The sequence below is a fragment of the Mesorhizobium sp. LSJC269B00 genome (assembly GCF_000502815.1).
Lineage (GTDB): Bacteria > Pseudomonadota > Alphaproteobacteria > Rhizobiales > Rhizobiaceae > Mesorhizobium.
Genome location: NZ_AYVN01000002.1, coordinates 241714 through 260684 on the forward strand (window position 1 = coordinate 241714; position 18971 = coordinate 260684).

Annotated in this window: 14 protein-coding genes; 9 read left to right on the forward strand and 5 right to left on the reverse strand. The window is 63.5% G+C overall.

Translation table 11 applies throughout. From position 1 onward, the window contains the following. Positions 1 to 26: 26 nt before the first annotated feature. From X771_RS159195 to X771_RS159180, 4 genes are read right to left on the reverse strand one after another with little or no spacing between them, the layout of a single operon-like run. Positions 27 to 1376, reverse strand: a complete 1350-nt coding sequence (locus tag X771_RS159195) for an aminotransferase class III-fold pyridoxal phosphate-dependent enzyme (RefSeq protein WP_023686941.1) — start codon at positions 1374 to 1376, stop codon at positions 27 to 29. A gap of 20 nt (positions 1377 to 1396) precedes the next feature. Next, positions 1397 to 2059 carry an HAD-IA family hydrolase gene (locus tag X771_RS159190; RefSeq protein WP_023686942.1) on the reverse strand — a complete coding sequence of 221 codons (663 nt, stop codon included), beginning with the start codon at positions 2057 to 2059 and terminating at the stop codon, positions 1397 to 1399. After that, a complete protein-coding gene (locus X771_RS159185) occupies positions 2056 to 3339 on the reverse strand; it encodes a Tm-1-like ATP-binding domain-containing protein (RefSeq protein WP_023686943.1) in 1284 nt (427 codons plus the stop codon). The genes X771_RS159190 and X771_RS159185 overlap by 4 nt, the downstream gene beginning before the upstream one ends. Next, positions 3339 to 4109 (reverse strand): IclR family transcriptional regulator, encoded by a 771-nt coding sequence (locus X771_RS159180; RefSeq protein WP_023686944.1) that lies wholly within the window; start codon positions 4107 to 4109, stop codon positions 3339 to 3341. Before X771_RS159180 ends, X771_RS159185 begins: the two co-directional genes overlap by 1 nt. A gap of 166 nt (positions 4110 to 4275) precedes the next feature. Here X771_RS159180 and X771_RS159175 point away from each other — a divergent pair, with 166 nt between their 5' ends. The 3 genes from X771_RS159175 (at position 4276) to X771_RS159165 (ending at position 8466) form a co-directional block, all read left to right on the forward strand. Continuing rightward, positions 4276 to 5724 carry an APC family permease gene (locus X771_RS159175; protein WP_023686945.1) on the forward strand — a complete coding sequence of 483 codons (1449 nt, stop codon included), beginning with the start codon at positions 4276 to 4278 and terminating at the stop codon, positions 5722 to 5724. 64 nt (positions 5725 to 5788) lie between these two features. Further along, entirely contained in the window at positions 5789 to 6982 is a 1194-nt protein-coding gene (locus X771_RS159170) for a cytochrome P450 (RefSeq protein ID WP_023686946.1), read from the forward strand. Continuing rightward, entirely contained in the window at positions 6979 to 8466 is a 1488-nt protein-coding gene (locus X771_RS159165; protein WP_023686947.1) for an aldehyde dehydrogenase, read from the forward strand. The genes X771_RS159170 and X771_RS159165 overlap by 4 nt, the downstream gene beginning before the upstream one ends. A gap of 176 nt (positions 8467 to 8642) precedes the next feature. Here the strand turns inward: X771_RS159165 and X771_RS159160 are convergent, their stop codons facing one another. Continuing rightward, positions 8643 to 10931 (reverse strand): mechanosensitive ion channel family protein, encoded by a 2289-nt coding sequence (locus X771_RS159160; protein WP_245262522.1) that lies wholly within the window; start codon positions 10929 to 10931, stop codon positions 8643 to 8645. 282 nt (positions 10932 to 11213) lie between these two features. On the opposite strand from X771_RS159160, the gene X771_RS159155 reads away from it, so the two are divergent. The 6 genes from X771_RS159155 (at position 11214) to nirB (ending at position 18970) form a co-directional block, all read left to right on the forward strand. Further along, positions 11214 to 11816, forward strand: a complete 603-nt coding sequence (locus X771_RS159155) for an ANTAR domain-containing response regulator (RefSeq protein ID WP_023686949.1) — start codon at positions 11214 to 11216, stop codon at positions 11814 to 11816. 2 nt (positions 11817 to 11818) lie between these two features. Then, positions 11819 to 13057, forward strand: a complete 1239-nt coding sequence (locus tag X771_RS159150; protein ID WP_031201114.1) for a CmpA/NrtA family ABC transporter substrate-binding protein — start codon at positions 11819 to 11821, stop codon at positions 13055 to 13057. 338 nt (positions 13058 to 13395) lie between these two features. Next, positions 13396 to 14724, forward strand: coding sequence for a CmpA/NrtA family ABC transporter substrate-binding protein (locus tag X771_RS159145; RefSeq protein WP_023704740.1), 1329 nt, complete (start codon positions 13396 to 13398; stop codon positions 14722 to 14724). A 92-nt stretch (positions 14725 to 14816) separates the two neighbouring features. After that, positions 14817 to 15707: a nitrate ABC transporter permease gene (gene ntrB / locus X771_RS159140; RefSeq protein WP_023682697.1), complete on the forward strand. Its 891-nt coding sequence runs from the start codon at positions 14817 to 14819 to the stop codon at positions 15705 to 15707. A gap of 10 nt (positions 15708 to 15717) precedes the next feature. After that, a complete protein-coding gene (locus X771_RS159135) occupies positions 15718 to 16515 on the forward strand; it encodes an ABC transporter ATP-binding protein (RefSeq protein ID WP_023667847.1) in 798 nt (265 codons plus the stop codon). Between the two features lie 4 nt (positions 16516 to 16519). Beyond that, positions 16520 to 18970, forward strand: coding sequence for a nitrite reductase large subunit NirB (gene nirB, locus X771_RS159130; protein WP_023686953.1), 2451 nt, complete (start codon positions 16520 to 16522; stop codon positions 18968 to 18970). The last annotated feature ends 1 nt before the right edge of the window (position 18971 follow it).

Sequence of the window (18971 nt, forward strand, 5' to 3'; positions counted from 1 at the left end):
CAAACTCCATTGCGTCAGCGGGTCTATCAGGCCCTCGACAGACCTGCATCGATGGCCTCGCCGATCTTTGCCACGTCGGCGGCGCCGATGATCAGCGGCGGCGACAGGATGATGTTGTTGCCGGACACGCGCAGCATGACGCCGGCGTCATAAGTGGCTTCCGAAACCACGGCCATGGTCTTCTTGTCCACCGGCTTTTTCGTCGTGCGATCGGAGACCAGCTCTAGCGCAGCCATCAGGCCCTTGTACCTGATGTCGCCGACGATCGCGTGCTTGGCTTTTAGCCCCTCCAGCGTCGCCGCGAGCTCGATGCCGCGCGCGGCTGCGTTCTCGTCCAGGCGAAGCCGCTTGGTCTCGGCAAGTGCAGCCAGCCCTGCCGCGCAGCCGACAGGATGGCCGGAATAGGTATAGCCATGACCGATCGCCCCGAAGCTGGTCTTGTCGGCCTCGAAGACGTCGGCCACCTTGGCGCCGATCAAGGTGGCGCCGAGCGGGAAATAGCCCGAGGTGATCGCCTTGGCGATGGTCATAAAATCCGGCTTCACGCCGGATAGCCGCGAACCCGACCAGGCGCCGGTGCGACCGAAGCCCGTGACCACCTCGTCGGCGATCAGCAGGATTTCGTGGCGGTCGCATATCTCGCGGACCAGCGGCATGAAGCTGTCATGCGGAACGATGACGCCGCCGGCGCCGAGAACCGGCTCCATGATGAAGGCGGCAATGGTGTCGCCGCCCTGGAAGGCGATCTCGTCCTCCAGCGCTTTGGCGCACAGTTTGGCTAGCCGCGCCGGATCGGTCTCATCGAACGGATTGCGGAAGGTCCAGGGTGCGGGAATGTGGAAGACGCCGGGCATAAGCGGCTCATAGTTGCGGCGGAAATTGGCGTTGCCGTTGACTGACGCGCCACCGAAATGGGTGCCGTGATAGCCCTTCTTCAGCGCGAGGAATTTTGTCCGGTCGCCCTGGCCGCGGATCTTCCAGTATTGGCGGGCGAGCCGCAGTGCGGTTTCGACCGAATCCGAGCCGCCCGAGGTGAAGAAGGTCCGCACCATGCCTTCCGGTTCGAACCATTCGCTGAGTCCGTAAGCGAGCTCGATCGACGGGCCGGTCGACGTGCCGCGAAACCCGGAATAGTAGGGCAGGGCGCTGAGCTGGTCGGCGATGGCCTTCTTGATCGGGTCGCAGGAGTAGCCGAGATTGACGTTCCACAGGCCGCCAACCGCATCGAGCACGGTGTTGCCGTCGATGTCGGTGACCATCACGCCTTCGCCTTTCATGATCACCTTTGGCGGGTTGGCCCGCATCTCGGCCGGGTGTGCCATCGGATGCCAGATCGGCTTGGCGTTTTTCTCGGTGAGGAAATTGATGTCGCGCATCGCAAGGCTCCGCAAATGTCTCAGGAGATGAGGTCGAAATGGCCGAGGGCCTCGGCATAGGAAAGTGCCGGCCGCGCGACGTCGAAATGAACGGTGCACATGCCGGCGGCACGGCCGCCATCGACATTGCGCTGCTGGTCGTCAACGAACACACAGGCGCCGGCAGGCAGGCCAAGCGCCTCGGTCACCAAGGCATAGGCGCGCGGATCGGGCTTGAGGATGCCGGTATAAGTGGCGTCGACGATGGTGTCGAACAGCTCGAGCAGCGGCAGCCGCTGACGGAAGCCGGCGCCATAGAACAGATCTAGCTCGTTGGACACGATCGCCAGGCGAAATCCCGCCGCATGCACGGTCCGGATTGCGCGGACGGCTTCGGGCCGCACGATCTTTTCCGGCTCGGCTCCGCGTGCGCGCTGGACGAATGTCTCCATCGCCTGCCAGTCCTCGCCGACGAGCCGGCCGACTTCGCTGGTGCGGGTGCGCCAATAATCGCGCTCGCTGATCTCGTCGGCCTGCATTGAGCGCCACAGCGGATCTGAATCCGGGTCGAACGGCCCGTACCATTGCAGCGTTCCCGGCGCGAGGCCGAGCGCCTGTTCGGTCAAGGCATGGGTCTCGAAAAGGGTCCGGGTGACGACGCCGCCGAAATCGAGGACGAGCGCCTGGGCAGGAACAGCGCTCACGCAGCCACTCCCTTGGCCGGCATGCCGCGCGGGATGATGCCTTCCTCGACCCAGCGGTCGAAGATTTCGAGCGCCTTGCCGACGAACTCGTCGCTGTTGATGTGGGCGTCGATCTCGTGGAACTCGACGCCGGCGGGAATGGCCTTGCGCATCTCATCGGTGAACGCCGCGAGGGCTTCGGGTTCGTACAGCGGCTCGCCCTGCGCATCCCATTCCTGGATGCCGCCGGAGGGCAGGATGAAAGCGGAGCGCCCCTTCGACGCACCGAGCTTGGCGGCGATGGTCCTGGCGACTTCACGGCGGTCGGCGGCATCGACGGTGATCGAGCCGATCAACCTGTTATGAGCATGGAATGGCCGCTGCGCGAACTTTGTCGGCAACGCCTGCCAGGTCGGCAAATCGACCATGTCTACGGCGCCAGGGGCTGCGATCTGCGGAATGCCGCGGGCGCCGGCATTCTCGAGCCGGTCGGCGCCGGAGCTGACGACCGAACCGGCAAGATGATTGGTGATCTCCTGCAGGCTGAAGTCGAACACCGCGCAGAAATGGTCCTGGCTGGCGATCGATTCGAAGGCCCGGCCCCCCATCCCGGTGGTGTGAAAGACTGCGACGTCATAGCCGCGCTGCTCCAACGCCGGCTTCAGCGTCTTCATATAGCGCAGGCAACTGCTGCCCAGCGAAGTCATGCCGATGGTCGGTCCGACCGCCGGGGCCGAAGCACGGGATGCAAGCACGATCCTCGCCGCACCGACCACCGCGCCGCAGGCCTGGGAAAGGACCAGCTTGCAGATGGTGTTGAGGCCGTAGAGCCCGCCTGCCCACAGGATCATCATCAGGTCGGGCGCGACACGCTCGGGCGGAATGAGATGCGAGTAGGCGATGGTCGAGACGACGAATTTCGGCACGCCGAGCGGCAGGCACAGCGCGACATCGAGCGCCAAATCGGTTCCCATCGAACCACCGATGGCGATGAAGGCGTCGATCTCGCCGCGCTGGTGAAGCTGGCGCACCAGCTGAACGGCGCCGACGGCCATCAATGTCATGGCGGTGTTTTCATCGCCGCTCGAGACGATTTCGGCCATCGTCACGCCAGCGGCCCGCGCAACGGCATGCTTGTCGTGATCGGGACTATAGGCGGGGGCGCCTAGCACGCTGACATCCATCATCACGGCGCGGCCACCGGATGCCTCGATACACGCTTTCATGAACAGCAGTTCGTCGGTCTTGGTGTCGCCCGTGCCGATGACCAGGATGCGGGGCGTCGCCATATCTGCAGACATCAGGCCTGCCTCCTCAGGGTTTGCAGGTTTTCGCCATTGAGGCGCATCGAAATCTCCCGTGCCGCAGTCACAACCGCAAGCCCTCGTTCCACGATCGTAGCCGGTGTCGTCCTGGCCTTCGGGGCTGCCACCGCAATTGTCCCCAGCGCAAGACCATCGGCGGCGCGGATTGCAGCCGCGACGCCGATCACACCGTCCTCATGGCCCTGGTCGCAGATCGAATAGCCGCGGTCGCGCGCCTCGCCGATCGACTTTGAAATGGCGGCCGGCTCGACGAGGGTATGATCGGTGAAGGCCTCAAGCGAACCTGTCAGGCATGCTTTCACGGTCGCGTTGTCGGCGAAGGCCAGATAGGCGATGCCGGAGGCGGTGGAATGCAGCGGCAGAAGCTGGCCGATATCGATGTTCACCCTGTTTGCCCAGCTTGAATGCTCGACATGGACGGTGATCAGTCTGTCGACGCCGAATTCCGACAGATGCACCGTCTCGGTTGTCGAACCCGCCAGATCCTGCGCCACGGGAATTGCCGTTTGCAGGAACGGGAAGCAGGCTTCGCGGATACGCGCCAGCCGCGACAGGCCGGCGCCGAGGCGATAGTGCCGCGTGCCGGCATCCTGCTCGACGAAACCATGGCCGCCAAGCGCCACCAGCAGCCGCCGCGTCGTCGCCTTGTCGAACGCACACCGCCGCGCGAGATCGGAAAGTCCGAACTCGGGTTCGTCCACCGTGAACAGCTCCAGAAGTGAAATCGCCTTGCCGACCGTACCCATCCAGCCTCCCGCTCGGATAGAAACTTAATGTGTGAATTAACTTGACAGGCATCGGCATTCTTTGCAAGTCTATATTCAAAATAAGGGTTCAAATAATGAACCGATGGCATTCAGGGAACAGGCCGAGCGGCCGCGAACCCAGGGGTTCGTAAAACTGGAGGGACAAATGTCAGCAGTTTCGGAACAGGCGCCCGCCAACAGGCTGCGCAAGAACAGTCTTGGCGTCGGCGCTATCACCTTCATGGTGATTTCGGCGGCGGCGCCGCTCACCGCGGTCGCCGGCGGCACGCCGCTCGGCATGCTTATGGGCAATGGGGCGGGCTTTGCCGGAACCTATCTTATCGTGACCGTGTTGCTGCTGCTGTTTGCGGTCGGCTACGTCGCCATGTCGCGCCATGTCGGCAATGCCGGCGCCTTCTATGCCTATGCCGCGCGCGGGCTCGGCGGTTTTGCCGGCGGCGCAACCGCAATCATCGCGATCCTGTCCTACAACGCCATGCAGATCGGGGTCATGGGCCTGCTGGGGGCCGCGACCGCCGGCCTGTTCGCCGGCTGGGGCATCGACCTACCCTGGTGGGTGTGGAGCTTCATCGCCGTCGCCATCGTCGCGGTGTTGGGCTACCGCCAGGTCGACCTGTCGGCCAAGATCCTGACGGTGCTGGTGCTGTGCGAATACATCGTTGTGCTGGTGCTAGACCTCGCCATCCTCAAGACCGGTGGCGACAGTGGTCTCTCGGCGGCGCCGTTCAGCTGGAGCCAGATCGTCAGCGGCTCGCCCGCCATCGCCATCCTGTTCTGTTTCGCCGCCTTCATTGGTTTCGAGGCGACGACGATCTACGCCGAGGAAGCCCGCGACCCCAAGGTGACCATTCCGCGCGCCACCTATTTCTCAGTGTTGCTGATCGGCGTCTTCTACATGGTCACGGCCTGGCTGATGGCGGTCGGCGCCGGCGTCGACAAATTGTTGCCCGCACTGCAGGCGCTTCAGGATCCGACGACTTTCCTGTTCGGCCTGTCCGACCGCTACGCCGGAACCATGCTGTCGCACGCCATGGGCATCCTGTTCGTGTCGAGCCTGTTTGCCGGCGTGCTGGCGTTCCACAACGCGGTTGCCCGCTACATCTACGTCTCGGGCCGCGAGAAGCTGTTGCCTGAAGCGATCGGCGTGACGCATTCAGTGCACCAGAGCCCGCATGTTGCTTCCGTCATCCAGAGCGTGTTGGCAGCGATCGTCATCGGACTGTTCGCGGTGCTCGGCCTCGATCCGGTTCTGGCGCTGTTTTCCTGGCTGACCAATGTCGCGACGCTGGGAGTCATCGTCATGATGGCGGTGGCCTCGCTCGCCGTGGTGATGTACTTCCGCGCCAACCCGTCGACGCAGGAGAATGCGCTGAAGACCACCATCCTGCCTGGGCTGGCCTTCATCGCTTTCGTCGTCATCATCTACCTGATCGTCATTAATTTCGGTGGCCTGTCGGGCGCCAGCGGCTCCCTCGGCGTGTTCCTGCCGGGGCTGGTGCTGATTGCCGCGGTGGTCGGCCTGCTGCTTGCCGGTGCGTTGAAGAGACGGGATCCGGTTGCCTTCGAAAATCTCGGCGTGCCGCTGAAGGACTAGGACAAAGGACAAGGGGGTAGCGCGTTCGGCGCCGCCCCTTTCCATCGCAAAGGGAGTACCGGCGTTGAGCTTTGCCGAGAGCATCACCGTTGAGGCGCTGGAAGCCGATCCGTATCCGATCTATGCGGAACTGCGGCGCAGCGCGCCTGTCGCTTTCGTGCCGGCGGTCAATCTCTGGTTCGTCACCCGCTGGAAGGACGTCGAGACCGTTGCAAAGTCACCCGACATCTTCTCCGCCGTCGTCGGTACGTCTCCGGTCGAACGCTCGTTCGGCAAGCCGACCATCCTGACCACCGACGGCGAAACGCACAGACAGCTGCGCCAAGGCGTCGATCCGAAATACCGGCCGCGCACCGTCGCCGCCTATGCCGGCGACCTCGTGCGGTCGATTGCCGAACCTTTTCTCGACCGGATCGCCGAACAAGGCTCCGCCGAGCTGATGGCGGATTATTTCGAGCCGGTGTCGACGCTCAGCCTGGCGCGCTCGCTGGGCCTTGTCGACATCGACATGGCGACGCTGCGCCGCTGGTTCTATGGCCTCGCGCAGGGCGCCATCAATTTCGAGAACGACCCAAAACGGCAAGAGATCGCCGACGCGATCAGCGCCGAGGTCGGCGCTGCCATCCGGCCGACTCTGGATAGACTTGCGCGCGCCCCCGACGACTCGGCGCTGTCGCATATGCTGCATGACGGCATGCCGGAAGGCACGACGCGGCCGATCGATTTCTTGGTGCCAAGCATCAAGGTCATTCTGCTTGGCGGCATGCAGGAGCCCGGACATGGTGCCGGTTCGATCCTCGCCGGCCTGCTTGCGCATCCCGAACAATTGCGGCAGGTGCTCGCCGATCTCGAGACCTTTGTGCCCAGGGCTGTCGATGAAGGCTTGCGCTGGGTGGCGCCGATCGGAACCCAGACGCGGCAGACGACGCAGGCGGTCGAGCTTGGCGGCGTAACCATCCCTGCCGGCGCCGCGGTCGCTGCACTTGTCTCCTCGGCAAGCCGCGACGAGAGCCGCTTTGCCGATCCAGACCGCTTCGACATCAACCGCAGGGAAGGCAATCATGCCGCCTTCGGCTTTGGTCATCATTTCTGTTCGGGCCGGTTTTTCGCGCGCGAGCAGATGTGCCTTGCGTTAAGGCTGCTGCTCCTGCGCTTCCCCGATCTCAGCTTGGTGCCAGGCAAGGTGCCGGTGTTTCGCGGCTGGGAATTCCGCGCGCCAACCACGTTGTATGTTTCCCTGGGAGTCCGCCACCAATGATCAGCCAGAATGCCATCGACGCGCTGCGCAAGACGGAGATCGGCGAGCGGGGCTTGTTTATCGACGGCGTACAGGCCGCAGCGACGAGCGGCGCGACGCTGGCGGTGATTTCGCCGATCGACGGCCGCCCTTTTGCCAGCATCGCTGACGGCAATGCCGCCGACATCGATCGCGCGGTCCGATCGGCGCGGAAAGCATTCGAGAAGGGTTCATGGTCGCGCGCCGCCCCTGCCTTTCGCAAGAAGGTGCTGACGAAATTTGCCGAGCTGACCGAAAAACATGTCGATGAGCTGGCCGTGCTTGGCGTGCGCGACAACGGCACCGAGATCGGCATGGCCTACAAGGCCGAGCCGCTGTCGGCGGCCGGCACCATCCGCTACTACGCCGAGGCGATCGATAAGGTCTATGGCGAGATCGCGCCGACGGCCGACAATGTGCTCGGGCTGATCCACAGGGAGCCACTCGGTGTCGTCGGCGTCATCGTGCCGTGGAACTTCCCGCTGATGATCGGCGCCTGGAAGATTGCGCCCGCACTGGCGACCGGCAACAGCGTCGTCGTCAAGCCGCCGGAGATCGCCTCGCTGACCTTGCTGCGGCTGGCCGAACTCGCAAGCGAGGCTGGACTTCCCGAAGGCGTGTTCAACGTCGTTACCGGGCATGGTGCTGTCGCCGGCGAAGCGCTTGGCCTCCACATGGATGTCGACGCCATCGCCTTTACCGGATCGGGGCCGGTCGGCCGGCGGCTGCTCGAATACTCGGCCCGTTCCAATTTGAAGCGGGTCTTCCTCGAGCTTGGCGGCAAGTCGCCCAACATCGTCTTTGCCGACGCTCCGGACCTGAAGCAGGCGGCGGTCGTCTCGGCCAACGGCATCTTTCGCAATTCAGGCCAGGTCTGCGTTGCCGGCTCGCGTCTGCTCGTCCAGTCGTCGGTCTATGATCTTTTCATGGACGAACTTGTCTCGGCAACCACGCGGCTCAAGGTCGGCGACCCGCTCGATCTCGCCAGCGATATCGGTGCGGTATCGAGCGCCGAACAGCTGGACAAGAATCTCGGCTTCGTCGCCATGGCGCAAGCCGAAGGCGCCCGTCTCGTCGCCGGCGGCGAACGGATACTGACCGAGACCGGCGGCAGCTACATGGCGCCGACGATCTTCGAGACCGTGACGCAAGAGATGCAGTTGGCGCGCGAGGAGGTGTTCGGACCGGTGCTCGGCGTGATGCGCTTCGAGACCGAGGAGGAGGCGGTGCATCTCGCCAACTCCACTGTCTACGGACTTGCCTCGGCGGTGTGGACCGCCAATCTTTCCACGGCCCATCGCATGGTGCGCGCCATCAACGCCGGTGTCGTCCACGTCAACACCTATGGCGGAGCCGATATCACCGTGCCGCTTGGCGGCGTCAAACAGTCCGGTTTCGGCCGTGACAAGTCGCTGCATGCGCTGGAGAAATTTGTCGACCTCAAGACCGCCTGGATTGCGCTCTGAGCCTCGCGGAAAGGCCAGCGTATCTGCTCTTTTCGTCAAGCTTGGCCTCAGAAACGCTACGCTGGTGCTGGTTGGCGGCGATCGCGTCGTCGCTATCGGCAGCTCGACTAGCGTGGTGTCGCGGGTCCAGGCTTTGCGCGGAAAGCCGTGTTGCGACCGGCGGGTATCACAGCGTCCTACTCCGTTGTGCCGGCTTTTTTTCTGCGCCGATTGGTGTGCGACTGCGCGACGGCCATTCGCAATTCAGGTGTGATCTCCAAAGGCGCATTCTCTGTCCCATGCGGGTCTTGCAGCCCCTGGACGTGGACGGTCGGGAATGGGAGTTCGATGCCCTGCTCCTTGAAGGCCTGGCGGAGGCGCAAAAAGAACCTGCCTTTCATGCTGAAGGCGCCTCCAGGTCTGGTCGTGACCTTGACCCTCAAGACGATGCCGTACTCGCCGAACTCCTGCACCCCCTGCATCTTGATCGGTTCGATCACCCAGTGTTTGAACTCCGGATCTTCCGCCAGTTCCAGGCCAATTCGCTTGATCAGTTTGCGAGCAAAGTCGATATCGGTGTCATAGCCAACGGTGATGTTGAATTTGTCGGTGACCCAGTCACGGCTCTGGTTCTGCACGGCGCCGAGTTCGCCGAAAGGTATCGTGAACAGCGGACCACGATGGTGGCGCAGCTTCACCGAGCGCAGCGAAAAGCTCTCCACCGTACCCCTGTAGCTGCCCGATGAAATGTATTCGCCGACACGGAAAGCATCGTCGAGCAGATAAAACACGCCAGAGATCACGTCCTTGACGATGGTTTGCGCGCCAAAACCCACCGCGACGCCGACGACGCCGGCGCCGGCGATCAGCGGGCCGATCTGGATGCCGATCGAAGCGAGCATCATCAGCACCGCCATCACGATGATCACTGCTAGCAGAATGTTCTGGATGATCGGCAACAGCGTGTGCAGCCGCGCCTGATGCGGATCGAGGGTGAGGATGTCTTCTTCGCTCACCACCGCTTGCGGTATCGCGACGCCCAGCTTTCGTTCGATCAAGGCTTTGATGATCGACCAGCCGAAATCGGCAGCAAGGGCAATGACCACGACGTTGATCAAGCCGCGCAATATGAGCATGGTGGTCGTATCGCTGCCGCGCATGGATTGCATGTCCAGGCCCAGTACGCGTGCGAGAAGGTAAGCCGCCGCGAGGATGAAAATCATCCGGATACCGCGATCGATGACAGCGATCGTCACCGCCGGGATCGTCGGCCGGCCCGCATCTTCCGAACCGGGCCGCAGGACGAAATTAACCCCGCGCTCTGTCAGCACAATTGCCAAAGGCAGGAAGAATGCGGTGAAGGTAAACCAGAAGAATGTGTAGAGGCCGGCAATGCGTTCGAGGAACAGAACGACGAAATAAGCCGTCAACAACCATGTCACTGCCGTGTGACCGCTGTGGCGCGCGCCGTCTCGCTGCGTCCTTGGCCGACGCCAAATGGCCAGCAGGAAGAGCAACAGCAGGATGAAATCGGCGCCGACGGACAGGACCATCATTCCGTCCTGGTCTATGCCGAGACCCGGCAAGAGGACAAACGCGGCGGCGAAGAAGGCGAAAACGCCGACGATCCGGGGCAGCCAATAAGCCCAATGGTCAGCAGCTCCGTTGGTGATCGGCAGGGCACGAACCTCGATGGCGTGCTCGACCTCCATGAAGGAAGGGACGAGCGTGGCCATCACGTACAGGCGCACAGCCCACGTAAAGACCGCAGCCATCAGAAATGTCAGCACAATCTCGCGGATGAGCGCTGGCCAGTCGAACAGCATGAACGCGCCGGCGCTGCCCAATGCGAACGAGCCGATCATCATGCTGGAATAAAGGGTGCGGCCGCCGATCTTCTTGGCCCGCCCGATGGGCGTATCTCTGGGCTGCGCGATGATCCAAAGACGAAATGGACGGGTGAGCTTGTATATTGCCCAGGTGAGCGCCAGGCCGGCAGCGATAAAGATCGCAATCAGCACCAATATGCTGACGGGGCCCTTGCTGGACATATCATCCATGGTATTGGCTCGGACGCGCGCGAACTGGTCCGGCAGCGAAGGCAAGGTTCGCACGATCTTTTCGATGTGATGCTTGATCCGATCGAGCGTCGAGGATGCCATAGTATTCATCTGGCCCGGTGCGGCCACGGCGTCGGCCGGCGGAGCGCCAGTCTCGGCAGGCGCATCCGTCGATCCTGCGCCCTGATTTCGTTGCTCGGCCACCCAGGCCTTCACCGACGGATCGTCGAGAAGCTCGAACAGCTGTTTGACCTTGTCGGGCGTGACGGCGGCCGGTGCCTGGGCCTGTGCCGGACCAGCCAACAGGAGGGCGATGCCAAGGACGAGCGGCCCGGCTATCAGGACGAACATCGCCGTCAGGTTCCCGGGACGCCGTGCTGGGCGCGCCGGCTCCCTGGCCCCTAATCGTCGTTTCATGAGCAGCATCGTGCGGTAACCTTCCGGTCAGATCGGCGAGCAAGGACAGCTATGTCCGTCGTTGCCCCCACCTTTAACAAGCCGATGTTGCGGTGCAAGTCTCATCGCACCTAGACCGTTGGGTAGGGCACCAGGCGACCGGCAAGGCTGTCATCACCAGTGCCAGCGTTGCGCTGCATTCCTTGTCCCGACCACCCAGACCGGGTCGTTGTCGGTCGGGGTTTGCTCCGCGGCGGGAGCCTGTGACCATGCCGCATTGCACAATTTTGCGACCTTGCCCACAATGCACGCATGGTCCGCAGCTCACTCGCCGTCCTGGTCATCGACGAAAACCGTATCCGCGCCGCGATCATCGAGGCAGGTTTGCGCGAGGCCGGCCATGAGCGGGTCACCGTCATCCACGACGTGACCGGCATTGCGCGGCGCATTGCCGAGATCGAGCCGGACGTCATCGTCATCGACCTGGAAAACCCGAACCGCGACATGCTGGAAAACATGTTCCAGCTGTCGCGTGCGGTGAAGCGGCCAATCGCCATGTTCGTCGACCGATCGGACCAGGCATCGATCGAAGCGGCGGTCGATGCCGGCGTTTCGGCCTACGTCGTCGACGGCCTCAGGCAAGAGCGCGTCAAGCCGATCCTGGACATGGCGGTCAGCCGCTTCAACGCTTTCTCGCGCATGGCGCGCGAGCTGGAAGAGGTTCGAGGCGAGCTTGAGAGCCGCAAGGTGATCGACCGTGCCAAGGGCATCCTGATGAAGTCGCGCGGCCTGACCGAAGAGGCCGCCTACACGCTGCTGCGCAAGACGGCGATGAACCAGAACCGCAAGATCGGCGACATTGCCCAGAGCCTGGTGACTGCCGCCGGGCTGCTCGGGCCGCCGGAGGACGAATGAGCATGAGCGCCGAGCACCAGATCACCGCCGGCTTCATGCCGCTCTTCGACAGTGCCGTGCTGGTTGCGGCGGGTGAGCTTGGATTTGCCGCGCGCGAGGGCATCGATCTCACACTGCACCGCGAGACCTCCTGGGCCAACATCCGCGACCGCATCGCCATCGGCCATTTCCACCTGGCGCACATGCTGGGGCCGATGCCGCTCGCCTGCAATCTCGGGCTGACGCCGCTTGCTTCCGAGACCATCGTGCCGTTTTCGCTCGGGCTTGGCGGCAATTGCGTCACCATCTCCAACGCCGTCTGGGAAGGCATGGCGGCACACGGCGCCATACCCGATCTCGAGCCCGCGCGCGCGGGCGCAGCCCTCGGTGCCTTCATTCGCGACCGCGCCGGGGCTGGCGGCGATCCGCTGCGCTTTGCCGTGGTGCACCCGCATTCGGGGCATAATTACGAACTGCGCTACTGGCTTGCCGGGTGCGGCATCGATCCGGAGCGCGAGATCGAGATCGTCATCGTGCCACCGCCCTTCATGGCCGATGCGCTGGTCGCCGGGCGGATCGACGGCTACTGCGTCGGCGAGCCCTGGAACAGCGCCTCGGTCGCCGCCGGCACCGGCCATATCGTCACCGTCAAGGCGCTGCTGTGGCGCAACAGTCCGGAGAAGGTGATCGGCGTGCGCAAGGCCTGGTCGCAGGAGAACCCGGTCGCGCTGGCAGCATTGCTGCGCGCGCTGCATCATTCGGCGCGCTGGTGCCAGGATCGGGGCAACCACGCCGAACTGGCTGGTGTGATGGCTCAAGCTGGCTTCCTGGGCCTGCCACCAGCTGTCCAGATGCCGATCCTGACCGGCCATCTTGAACTGGGCGGCGGCGCCGAACTGGATGTCGACGACTTCTTCCTGCCCTTCGACAAGGCGGCGAACTTTCCGTGGAAGAGCCATGCGCTGTGGTTCTATACGCAGATGGTGCGCTGGGGGCATGTCGAGCACACGCCGGAAAACCTTGCTATCGCCCGTGACTGCTACCGTCCCGACCTCTACCGCTCGGCGCTAAAGCCGCTTGGCGTTGCACTTCCCGGCGCCAATGCGAAGGTCGAGGGCGCGCTTAAGGTCGCCACGGCTGTCGGTGCGACCGGGGCAGGCTTGGTGCTTGGGCCGGACGGCTTCTTCGACGGTCAGACCTTCGACCCCGACGAGATCGACGGCTATATTGCGCGCCAGAAAGCGGCTCGCGCGGAAGCCTGATCATTCTCGCGCCATTCTTGTGCATTGCACAAAAAATGTGCGTGCGATTGCTGTAATGAACAATCTTTGACCTGCTTGCGATGTCGCCTCGCGTGCCGGCGTCTGGCGCGTAATGTTGATTTCATTTAGGTTTTTCGTTTCACTCAGAACTGGCACGGTTCCTGCTTTGAATTAGCCAGGCCCTTCGCGGGTCACGGAACAGGCGTCCAATGGCGGGCGCCACAGGCAAAGCTGCCGCTCAGGTCAACGACGCGATCCCGGATGTACGGACGCGCGAGGCCTGGACGGCGGCTTTTTTGTTTTGGGCCACTCGACGAAGCGTTCAACCGGAGATCACGATGAAAGAAAAAATAGGGAAATGGATCGGGACGGGAACATCGCTCAAGGATGTGACGCGCCGCGATTTTCTTGTCAGCAGCGCCATGACGGCCGGCCTGTTCGTGGCGGCCCGCAAGCTCTTCCCCTCGGGCGCCTATGCCGCCACGACCGCTCCGGAGGTCACCGGCGCCAAGCTCGGCTTCATCGCGCTGACCGACGCGGCGCCGCTGATGATCGCCAAGGAGAAGGGGCTGTTCGCCAAGTTCGGCATGCCCGACGTCGAGGTGCTCAAGCAGGCCTCCTGGGGCGCGACGCGCGACAATCTGATGCTCGGCGGCGAAGCCAACGGCATCGACGGCGCTCACATCCTGACGCCGCTGCCGTATCTCATGCACACCGGCAAGGTGACGCAGAACAACCAGCCGATGCCGATGGCTATCGTGGCGCGGCTCAACTACGACTGCCAGGGCATTTCGGTTGCGCAGGAATACGCCGGCACCGGTGTCGGCCTCGACGCCTCCAAGCTGAAGGACGCCTTCGCCGCCAAGAAGGCGGCAGGCAAGGAAATCAAGGCCGCCATGACGTTCCCGGGCGGCACTCATGATTTGTGGCTCCGTTACTGGCTGGCCGCCGGCGGCATCGATCCCGACAAGGACGTCTCGACCATTGTCGTGCCGCCGCCGCAGATGGTCGCCAACATGAAAGTCGGCAACATGGACGTGTTCTGCGTTGGCGAACCGTGGAACGAACAGCTCGTCCACCAAGGCGTTGGTTTCACCGCCGCCACCACCGGCGAACTGTGGAAGGGTCATCCCGAAAAGGCGCTCGGCCTGCGCGCCGAATTCATCGACAAATACCCGAACGCCACCAAGGCGATCGTGATGGCCGTCATGGAGGCCCAGCAATGGTGCGAGGCCACGGAGAACAAGGACGAGATGGCCGCCATCATCGGCAAGCGGCAATGGATGAACGTGCCTGTCGCCGACATTATCGGCCGCCTCAAGGGCGACATCAACTACGGCAACGGCCGCGTGGCCACCGGCACTGACCTCTACATGAAATTCTGGAAGGGTGGCGTCTCCTATCCCTACAAGAGCCACGACAGCTGGTTCCTCGCCGAAAACATCCGTTGGGGAAAATTCGCGCCGACCACCGACATCAAGACGCTGGTCGATCAGGTCAATCGCGAGGATATCTGGCGCGAGGCGGCGAAGGATCTCGGCGTTGCCGCAGCCGATATTCCGGCCTCGTCGTCGCGCGGCGTCGAGACCTTCTTCGACGGCAAGATTTTCGACCCGGCCAACCCGTCGGCCTATCTCGACAGCCTGAAGATCAAGGCATCGGCTTGACCAGCGCAAACGGTGCGTTGCGCCGTTTGTCGCCCCAGCGCAACGGCGCTTCGCCGTTGTCGCCCGCATCGACCCCGGAGTTATACCCAGACATGTCCATCCAAGCCATTGAGGAAACCACGGTGAAGGCGTTCCCCGCCAAGCCTGCCGCGGTCATCGCTTTCACCGCCAAAGCGCGGCGCCGCTTCGACCCGATCGCGATCGCCGGCAGGCTGGCCACCGCCCTGGTGCCGCCGGTCATCGTTATCGCCTTCATGCTGGTCGTGTGGCAGATCGCCTGCTCGTCGCCGACCGCCAGCCTGCCGCCGCCCAGCCAGGTGTGGAACGAGGCCTATGATCTGATCGCGCATCCGTTCTTCAACAACGGCCCGCAGGATATCGGCCTTGCGTGGCGGGTGCTGATCTCTCTGCAGCGCGTCGCCATCGGCTTCGGCCTGGCGGCGATCGTCGGCGTCGCGCTCGGCGCCCTGGTCGGCCAGTCGATCTGGGCCATGCGTGGCCTCGATCCGGTGTTCCAGATACTGCGCACCGTGCCGCCGCTGGCCTGGTTGCCGCTGTCACTGGCTGCTTTCCGCGATTCCAGCCCGTCGGCGCTGTTCGTTATCTTCATCACCTCGATCTGGCCGATCATCATCAACACCGCCGTCGGCGTGCGAAACATTCCGGAAGACTACCGCAACGTCTCGCGCATCTTGCGGCTCAACCAGTTCGAATTCTTCGTCAAGATCATGGTTCCGGCCGCCGCACCCTACATCTTCACCGGCCTCAGAATCGGCATCGGCCTGTCCTGGCTCGCCATCGTCGCCGCCGAAATGCTGACCGGCGGCGTCGGCATCGGCTTCTTCATCTGGGACGCCTGGAACTCGTCGCGGCTGCCCGACATCATCGTCGCGCTCGCCTATATCGGCGTCACCGGCTTCTGCCTCGACCGCCTGGTCGCTGCGGTCGGCGCTTTCGTCACCCGCGGCACAACGGCAAAGTGAGGAGAGGGCGATGACGGCCTATCTGAAGCTCGACCATATCGACAAATCCTTTGCCCGCGGCGGTCAGGTCAGCGAGGTGCTCAAGGACATCAGGCTGACCATCGACAAGGGCGAATTCGTCTCCATCATCGGCCATTCCGGCTGTGGCAAGTCGACCTTGCTCAATCTGATCGCCGGGCTGACCAAGGTTTCCGCCGGCGCCGTGCTGCTTGAAAACAAGGAGGTCGACAGCCCCGGACCCGAGCGCGCCGTGGTGTTCCAGAACCACAGCCTGCTGCCATGGCTCACCGTCTACGAAAACATCAGCCTGGCGGTGTCGAAAGTCTTTGGCCGTTCCAAGAGCAGGACCGAGCGACATGACTGGATCATGCGCAATCTCGATCTCGTGCAGATGGCCCATGCCAAGGACAAGCGGCCGGCCGAAATATCGGGCGGCATGAAGCAGCGCGTCGGCATTGCCCGGGCGCTTGCCATGGAGCCGAAGATCCTTTTGCTCGACGAGCCGTTCGGGGCACTCGACGCGCTGACGCGCGCCCATCTGCAGGATGCGGTCATGGACATCCATTCCAGGCTCGGCTCGACGACGATCATGATCACCCACGATGTCGACGAGGCGGTGCTGTTGTCCGACCGCATCGTCATGATGACCAACGGTCCGGCGGCGACAATCGGCGAGGTGCTTGCGGTGCCGCTGCTGCGGCCGCGTCGACGCGTCGAACTCTCTTCCGACCGCACCTTCCTGCGCTGCCGCGAAGCGGTGCTGAAGTTCCTCTATGAACGCCACCGCTTCGTCGAAGCCGCGGAGTAACGCCATGACCGAAAAACTCGTCATCATCGGCAACGGCATGGCCCCCGGGCGCATGCTGGAGCATCTGCTCGAACAGGCGCCGGGCCGCTACACCGTGACCATTTTCAACGCCGAGCCGCGGGTGAACTACGACCGCATCATGCTGTCGCCGGTTCTCTCCGGCGAAAAGGCCTATGAGGAAATCATCATCCACGGCGACGGCTGGTACATCGCCAACAACATCACCCTCTACAAAGGTCACAAGATCGTCGCCATCGACCGGGCGGCCAAGACAGTCACCTCCGATCACGGCGTCACCGAGCCTTACGACAAGCTCGTCATCGCCACCGGATCGGTGCCCTTTATCATTCCGGTGCCCGGCCATGATCTGCCGGGGGTGCTGACCTATCGCGACCTCGACGATGTTCAGGCCATGATGCTTGCCGCCCAGTCGCGCGCCAAGGCCGTGGTCATCGGCGGCGGCCTGCTCGGGCTGGAGGCGGCAGCAGGTTTGAACGCCCAAGGCATGGACGTCACCGTGCTGCATGTCATGCCGACATTGATGGAGCGTCAGCTCGATCCAGCCGCCGGCTATCTCCTGCAGCGCGCGGTGGAACAGCGCGGCATCAAGGTCATCACCAAGGCCAACACCCAGGCGATCACCGGCAACGGCAAGGTCGGGCAGGTGGAGCTTGCCGACGGCACCATCATCCCGGCAACGCTGGTGGTGATGGCGGTTGGCATCCGGCCGAATGCGGCGCTGGCCAGGGAGGCCGGCATAGCCGTCAATCGTGGTATTGTCGTCGATGCCGGCATGCGCAGCAATGACCCCGACATCTACGCGCTCGGCGAATGCGCCGAGGTCTACGGCCAGGTCTACGGGCTGGTCGCGCCGCTCTATGAGATGGCGCGCGTTGCCGCGAACCAGTTGGCCGGCAACGAGGCAGCGGCCTTCGTCCACATGGACACGCCGACCAAGCTCAAGGTCACCGGCATCGACCTGTTCTCGCTTGGCGACTTCGCCGAAGGCGAGGACCGCCAGGAGATCGTGCTGCGCGATGCCGCCGCCGGCGTCTACAAGCGCCTTGTGCTCAAGGACGACCGCATCATCGGCACCGTGCTTTATGGCGAGACGGCGGATGGGGCCTGGTTCAACGATCTCAAGAAGAAGCAGACCGACATATCGGAGATGCGCGACACGCTCATCTTCGGCCAGTCCTACCAGGGGGGTGCCCCGCTGGACCCTATGGCGGCCGTTGCAGCCTTGCCGGATGATGCGGAAATCTGCGGCTGCAACGGCGTTTGCAAGGGAAAGATCACCGGCGCGATCACGGCCAAGGGCCTGGCTTCGCTCGACGACGTGCGCGCCCACACCAAGGCATCGGCTTCCTGCGGTTCGTGCACCGGGCTGGTCGAGAAGCTGATGGTGCTGACCATCGGCGACAAATACAACCCGGCCGCCGTGCAACCGATGTGCGGCTGCACCACGCTCGGCCATGACGAGGTGCGCCGGCTGATCATCGCCAAGAGCCTGAAGACCATTCCCGCCGTCATGCAGGAGCTGGAATGGACGACCTCCTGCGGCTGCGCAAAATGTCGGCCGGCGCTCAACTACTACCTCGTCTGCGACTGGCCGAACGATTACGCCGACGACTATCAGTCGCGCTTCATCAACGAACGCGTCCACGCCAACATCCAGAAGGACGGCACCTATTCGGTGGTGCCGCGCATGTGGGGCGGCGTCACCAACGCCGCCGAACTGCGCGCCATCGCCGACGTCGTCGATAAGTTCGAGATACCGATGGTCAAGGTCACCGGCGGCCAGCGCATCGACATGCTGGGCATCCGCAAGGAGGATCTGCCGGCGGTGTGGGCCGATCTCGGCCAGGCCGGCTTCGTCTCAGGCCATGCTTACGCCAAGGGCCTGCGCACGGTGAAGACCTGTGTCGGCTCCGACTGGTGCCGCTTCGGCACGCAGGATTCGACCGGCCTCGGCATTCGCATCGAGAAATTCATGTGGGGCTCGTGGACCCCGGCCAAGGTCAAAATGGCGGTGTCGGGCTGTCCGCGTAACTGCGCCGAGGCGACCTGCAAGGATGTCGGCGTGATCTGTGTCGACAGTGGCTACGAGATCCATTTCGCCGGCGCCGCCGGCCTCGACATCAAGGGCACCGAAGTGCTTGGCCTGGTCAAGACCGAGGACGAGGCGCTGGAGCATATCGTGGCGCTGACGCAGATGTATCGCGAGCAGGGCCGCTATCTCGAGCGCATCTACAAATGGGCCAAGCGCATCGGCATCCCCGAGATCAAGCGCCAGATCATGGACGACGGTGCAAAGCGCAAGGCCTATTACGAGCGCTTCGTCTTCAGCCAGAAATTCGCCCAGGTCGACCCGTGGTCGGAACGCGTCTCCGGCAAGGACAAGCACGAGTTCCGGCCAATGGCTTCTGTCGGGTTTGCGCAGGCGGCGGAGTGAT

Bases quoted from the DNA above. Each gene is read 5' to 3' on its own strand.
- X771_RS159135 (WP_023667847.1), top strand. From the start codon at position 15,718: ATGACGGCCTATCTGAAGCTCGACCATATCGACAAATCCTTTGCCCGC.
- nirB (WP_023686953.1), top strand. From the start codon at position 16,520: ATGACCGAAAAACTCGTCATCATCGGCAACGGCATGGCCCCCGGGCGC.
- X771_RS159155 (WP_023686949.1), top strand. From the start codon at position 11,214: ATGGTCCGCAGCTCACTCGCCGTCCTGGTCATCGACGAAAACCGTATC.
- X771_RS159195 (WP_023686941.1), bottom strand. From the start codon at position 1,376: ATGCGCGACATCAATTTCCTCACCGAGAAAAACGCCAAGCCGATCTGG.
- X771_RS159160 (WP_245262522.1), bottom strand. From the start codon at position 10,931: ATGCTGCTCATGAAACGACGATTAGGGGCCAGGGAGCCGGCGCGCCCA.
- X771_RS159165 (WP_023686947.1), top strand. From the start codon at position 6,979: ATGATCAGCCAGAATGCCATCGACGCGCTGCGCAAGACGGAGATCGGC.
- X771_RS159185 (WP_023686943.1), bottom strand. From the start codon at position 3,339: ATGTCTGCAGATATGGCGACGCCCCGCATCCTGGTCATCGGCACGGGC.
- ntrB (WP_023682697.1), top strand. From the start codon at position 14,817: ATGTCCATCCAAGCCATTGAGGAAACCACGGTGAAGGCGTTCCCCGCC.
- X771_RS159145 (WP_023704740.1), top strand. From the start codon at position 13,396: ATGAAAGAAAAAATAGGGAAATGGATCGGGACGGGAACATCGCTCAAG.
- X771_RS159150 (WP_031201114.1), top strand. From the start codon at position 11,819: ATGAGCGCCGAGCACCAGATCACCGCCGGCTTCATGCCGCTCTTCGAC.
- X771_RS159180 (WP_023686944.1), bottom strand. From the start codon at position 4,109: ATGGGTACGGTCGGCAAGGCGATTTCACTTCTGGAGCTGTTCACGGTG.
- X771_RS159175 (WP_023686945.1), top strand. From the start codon at position 4,276: ATGTCAGCAGTTTCGGAACAGGCGCCCGCCAACAGGCTGCGCAAGAAC.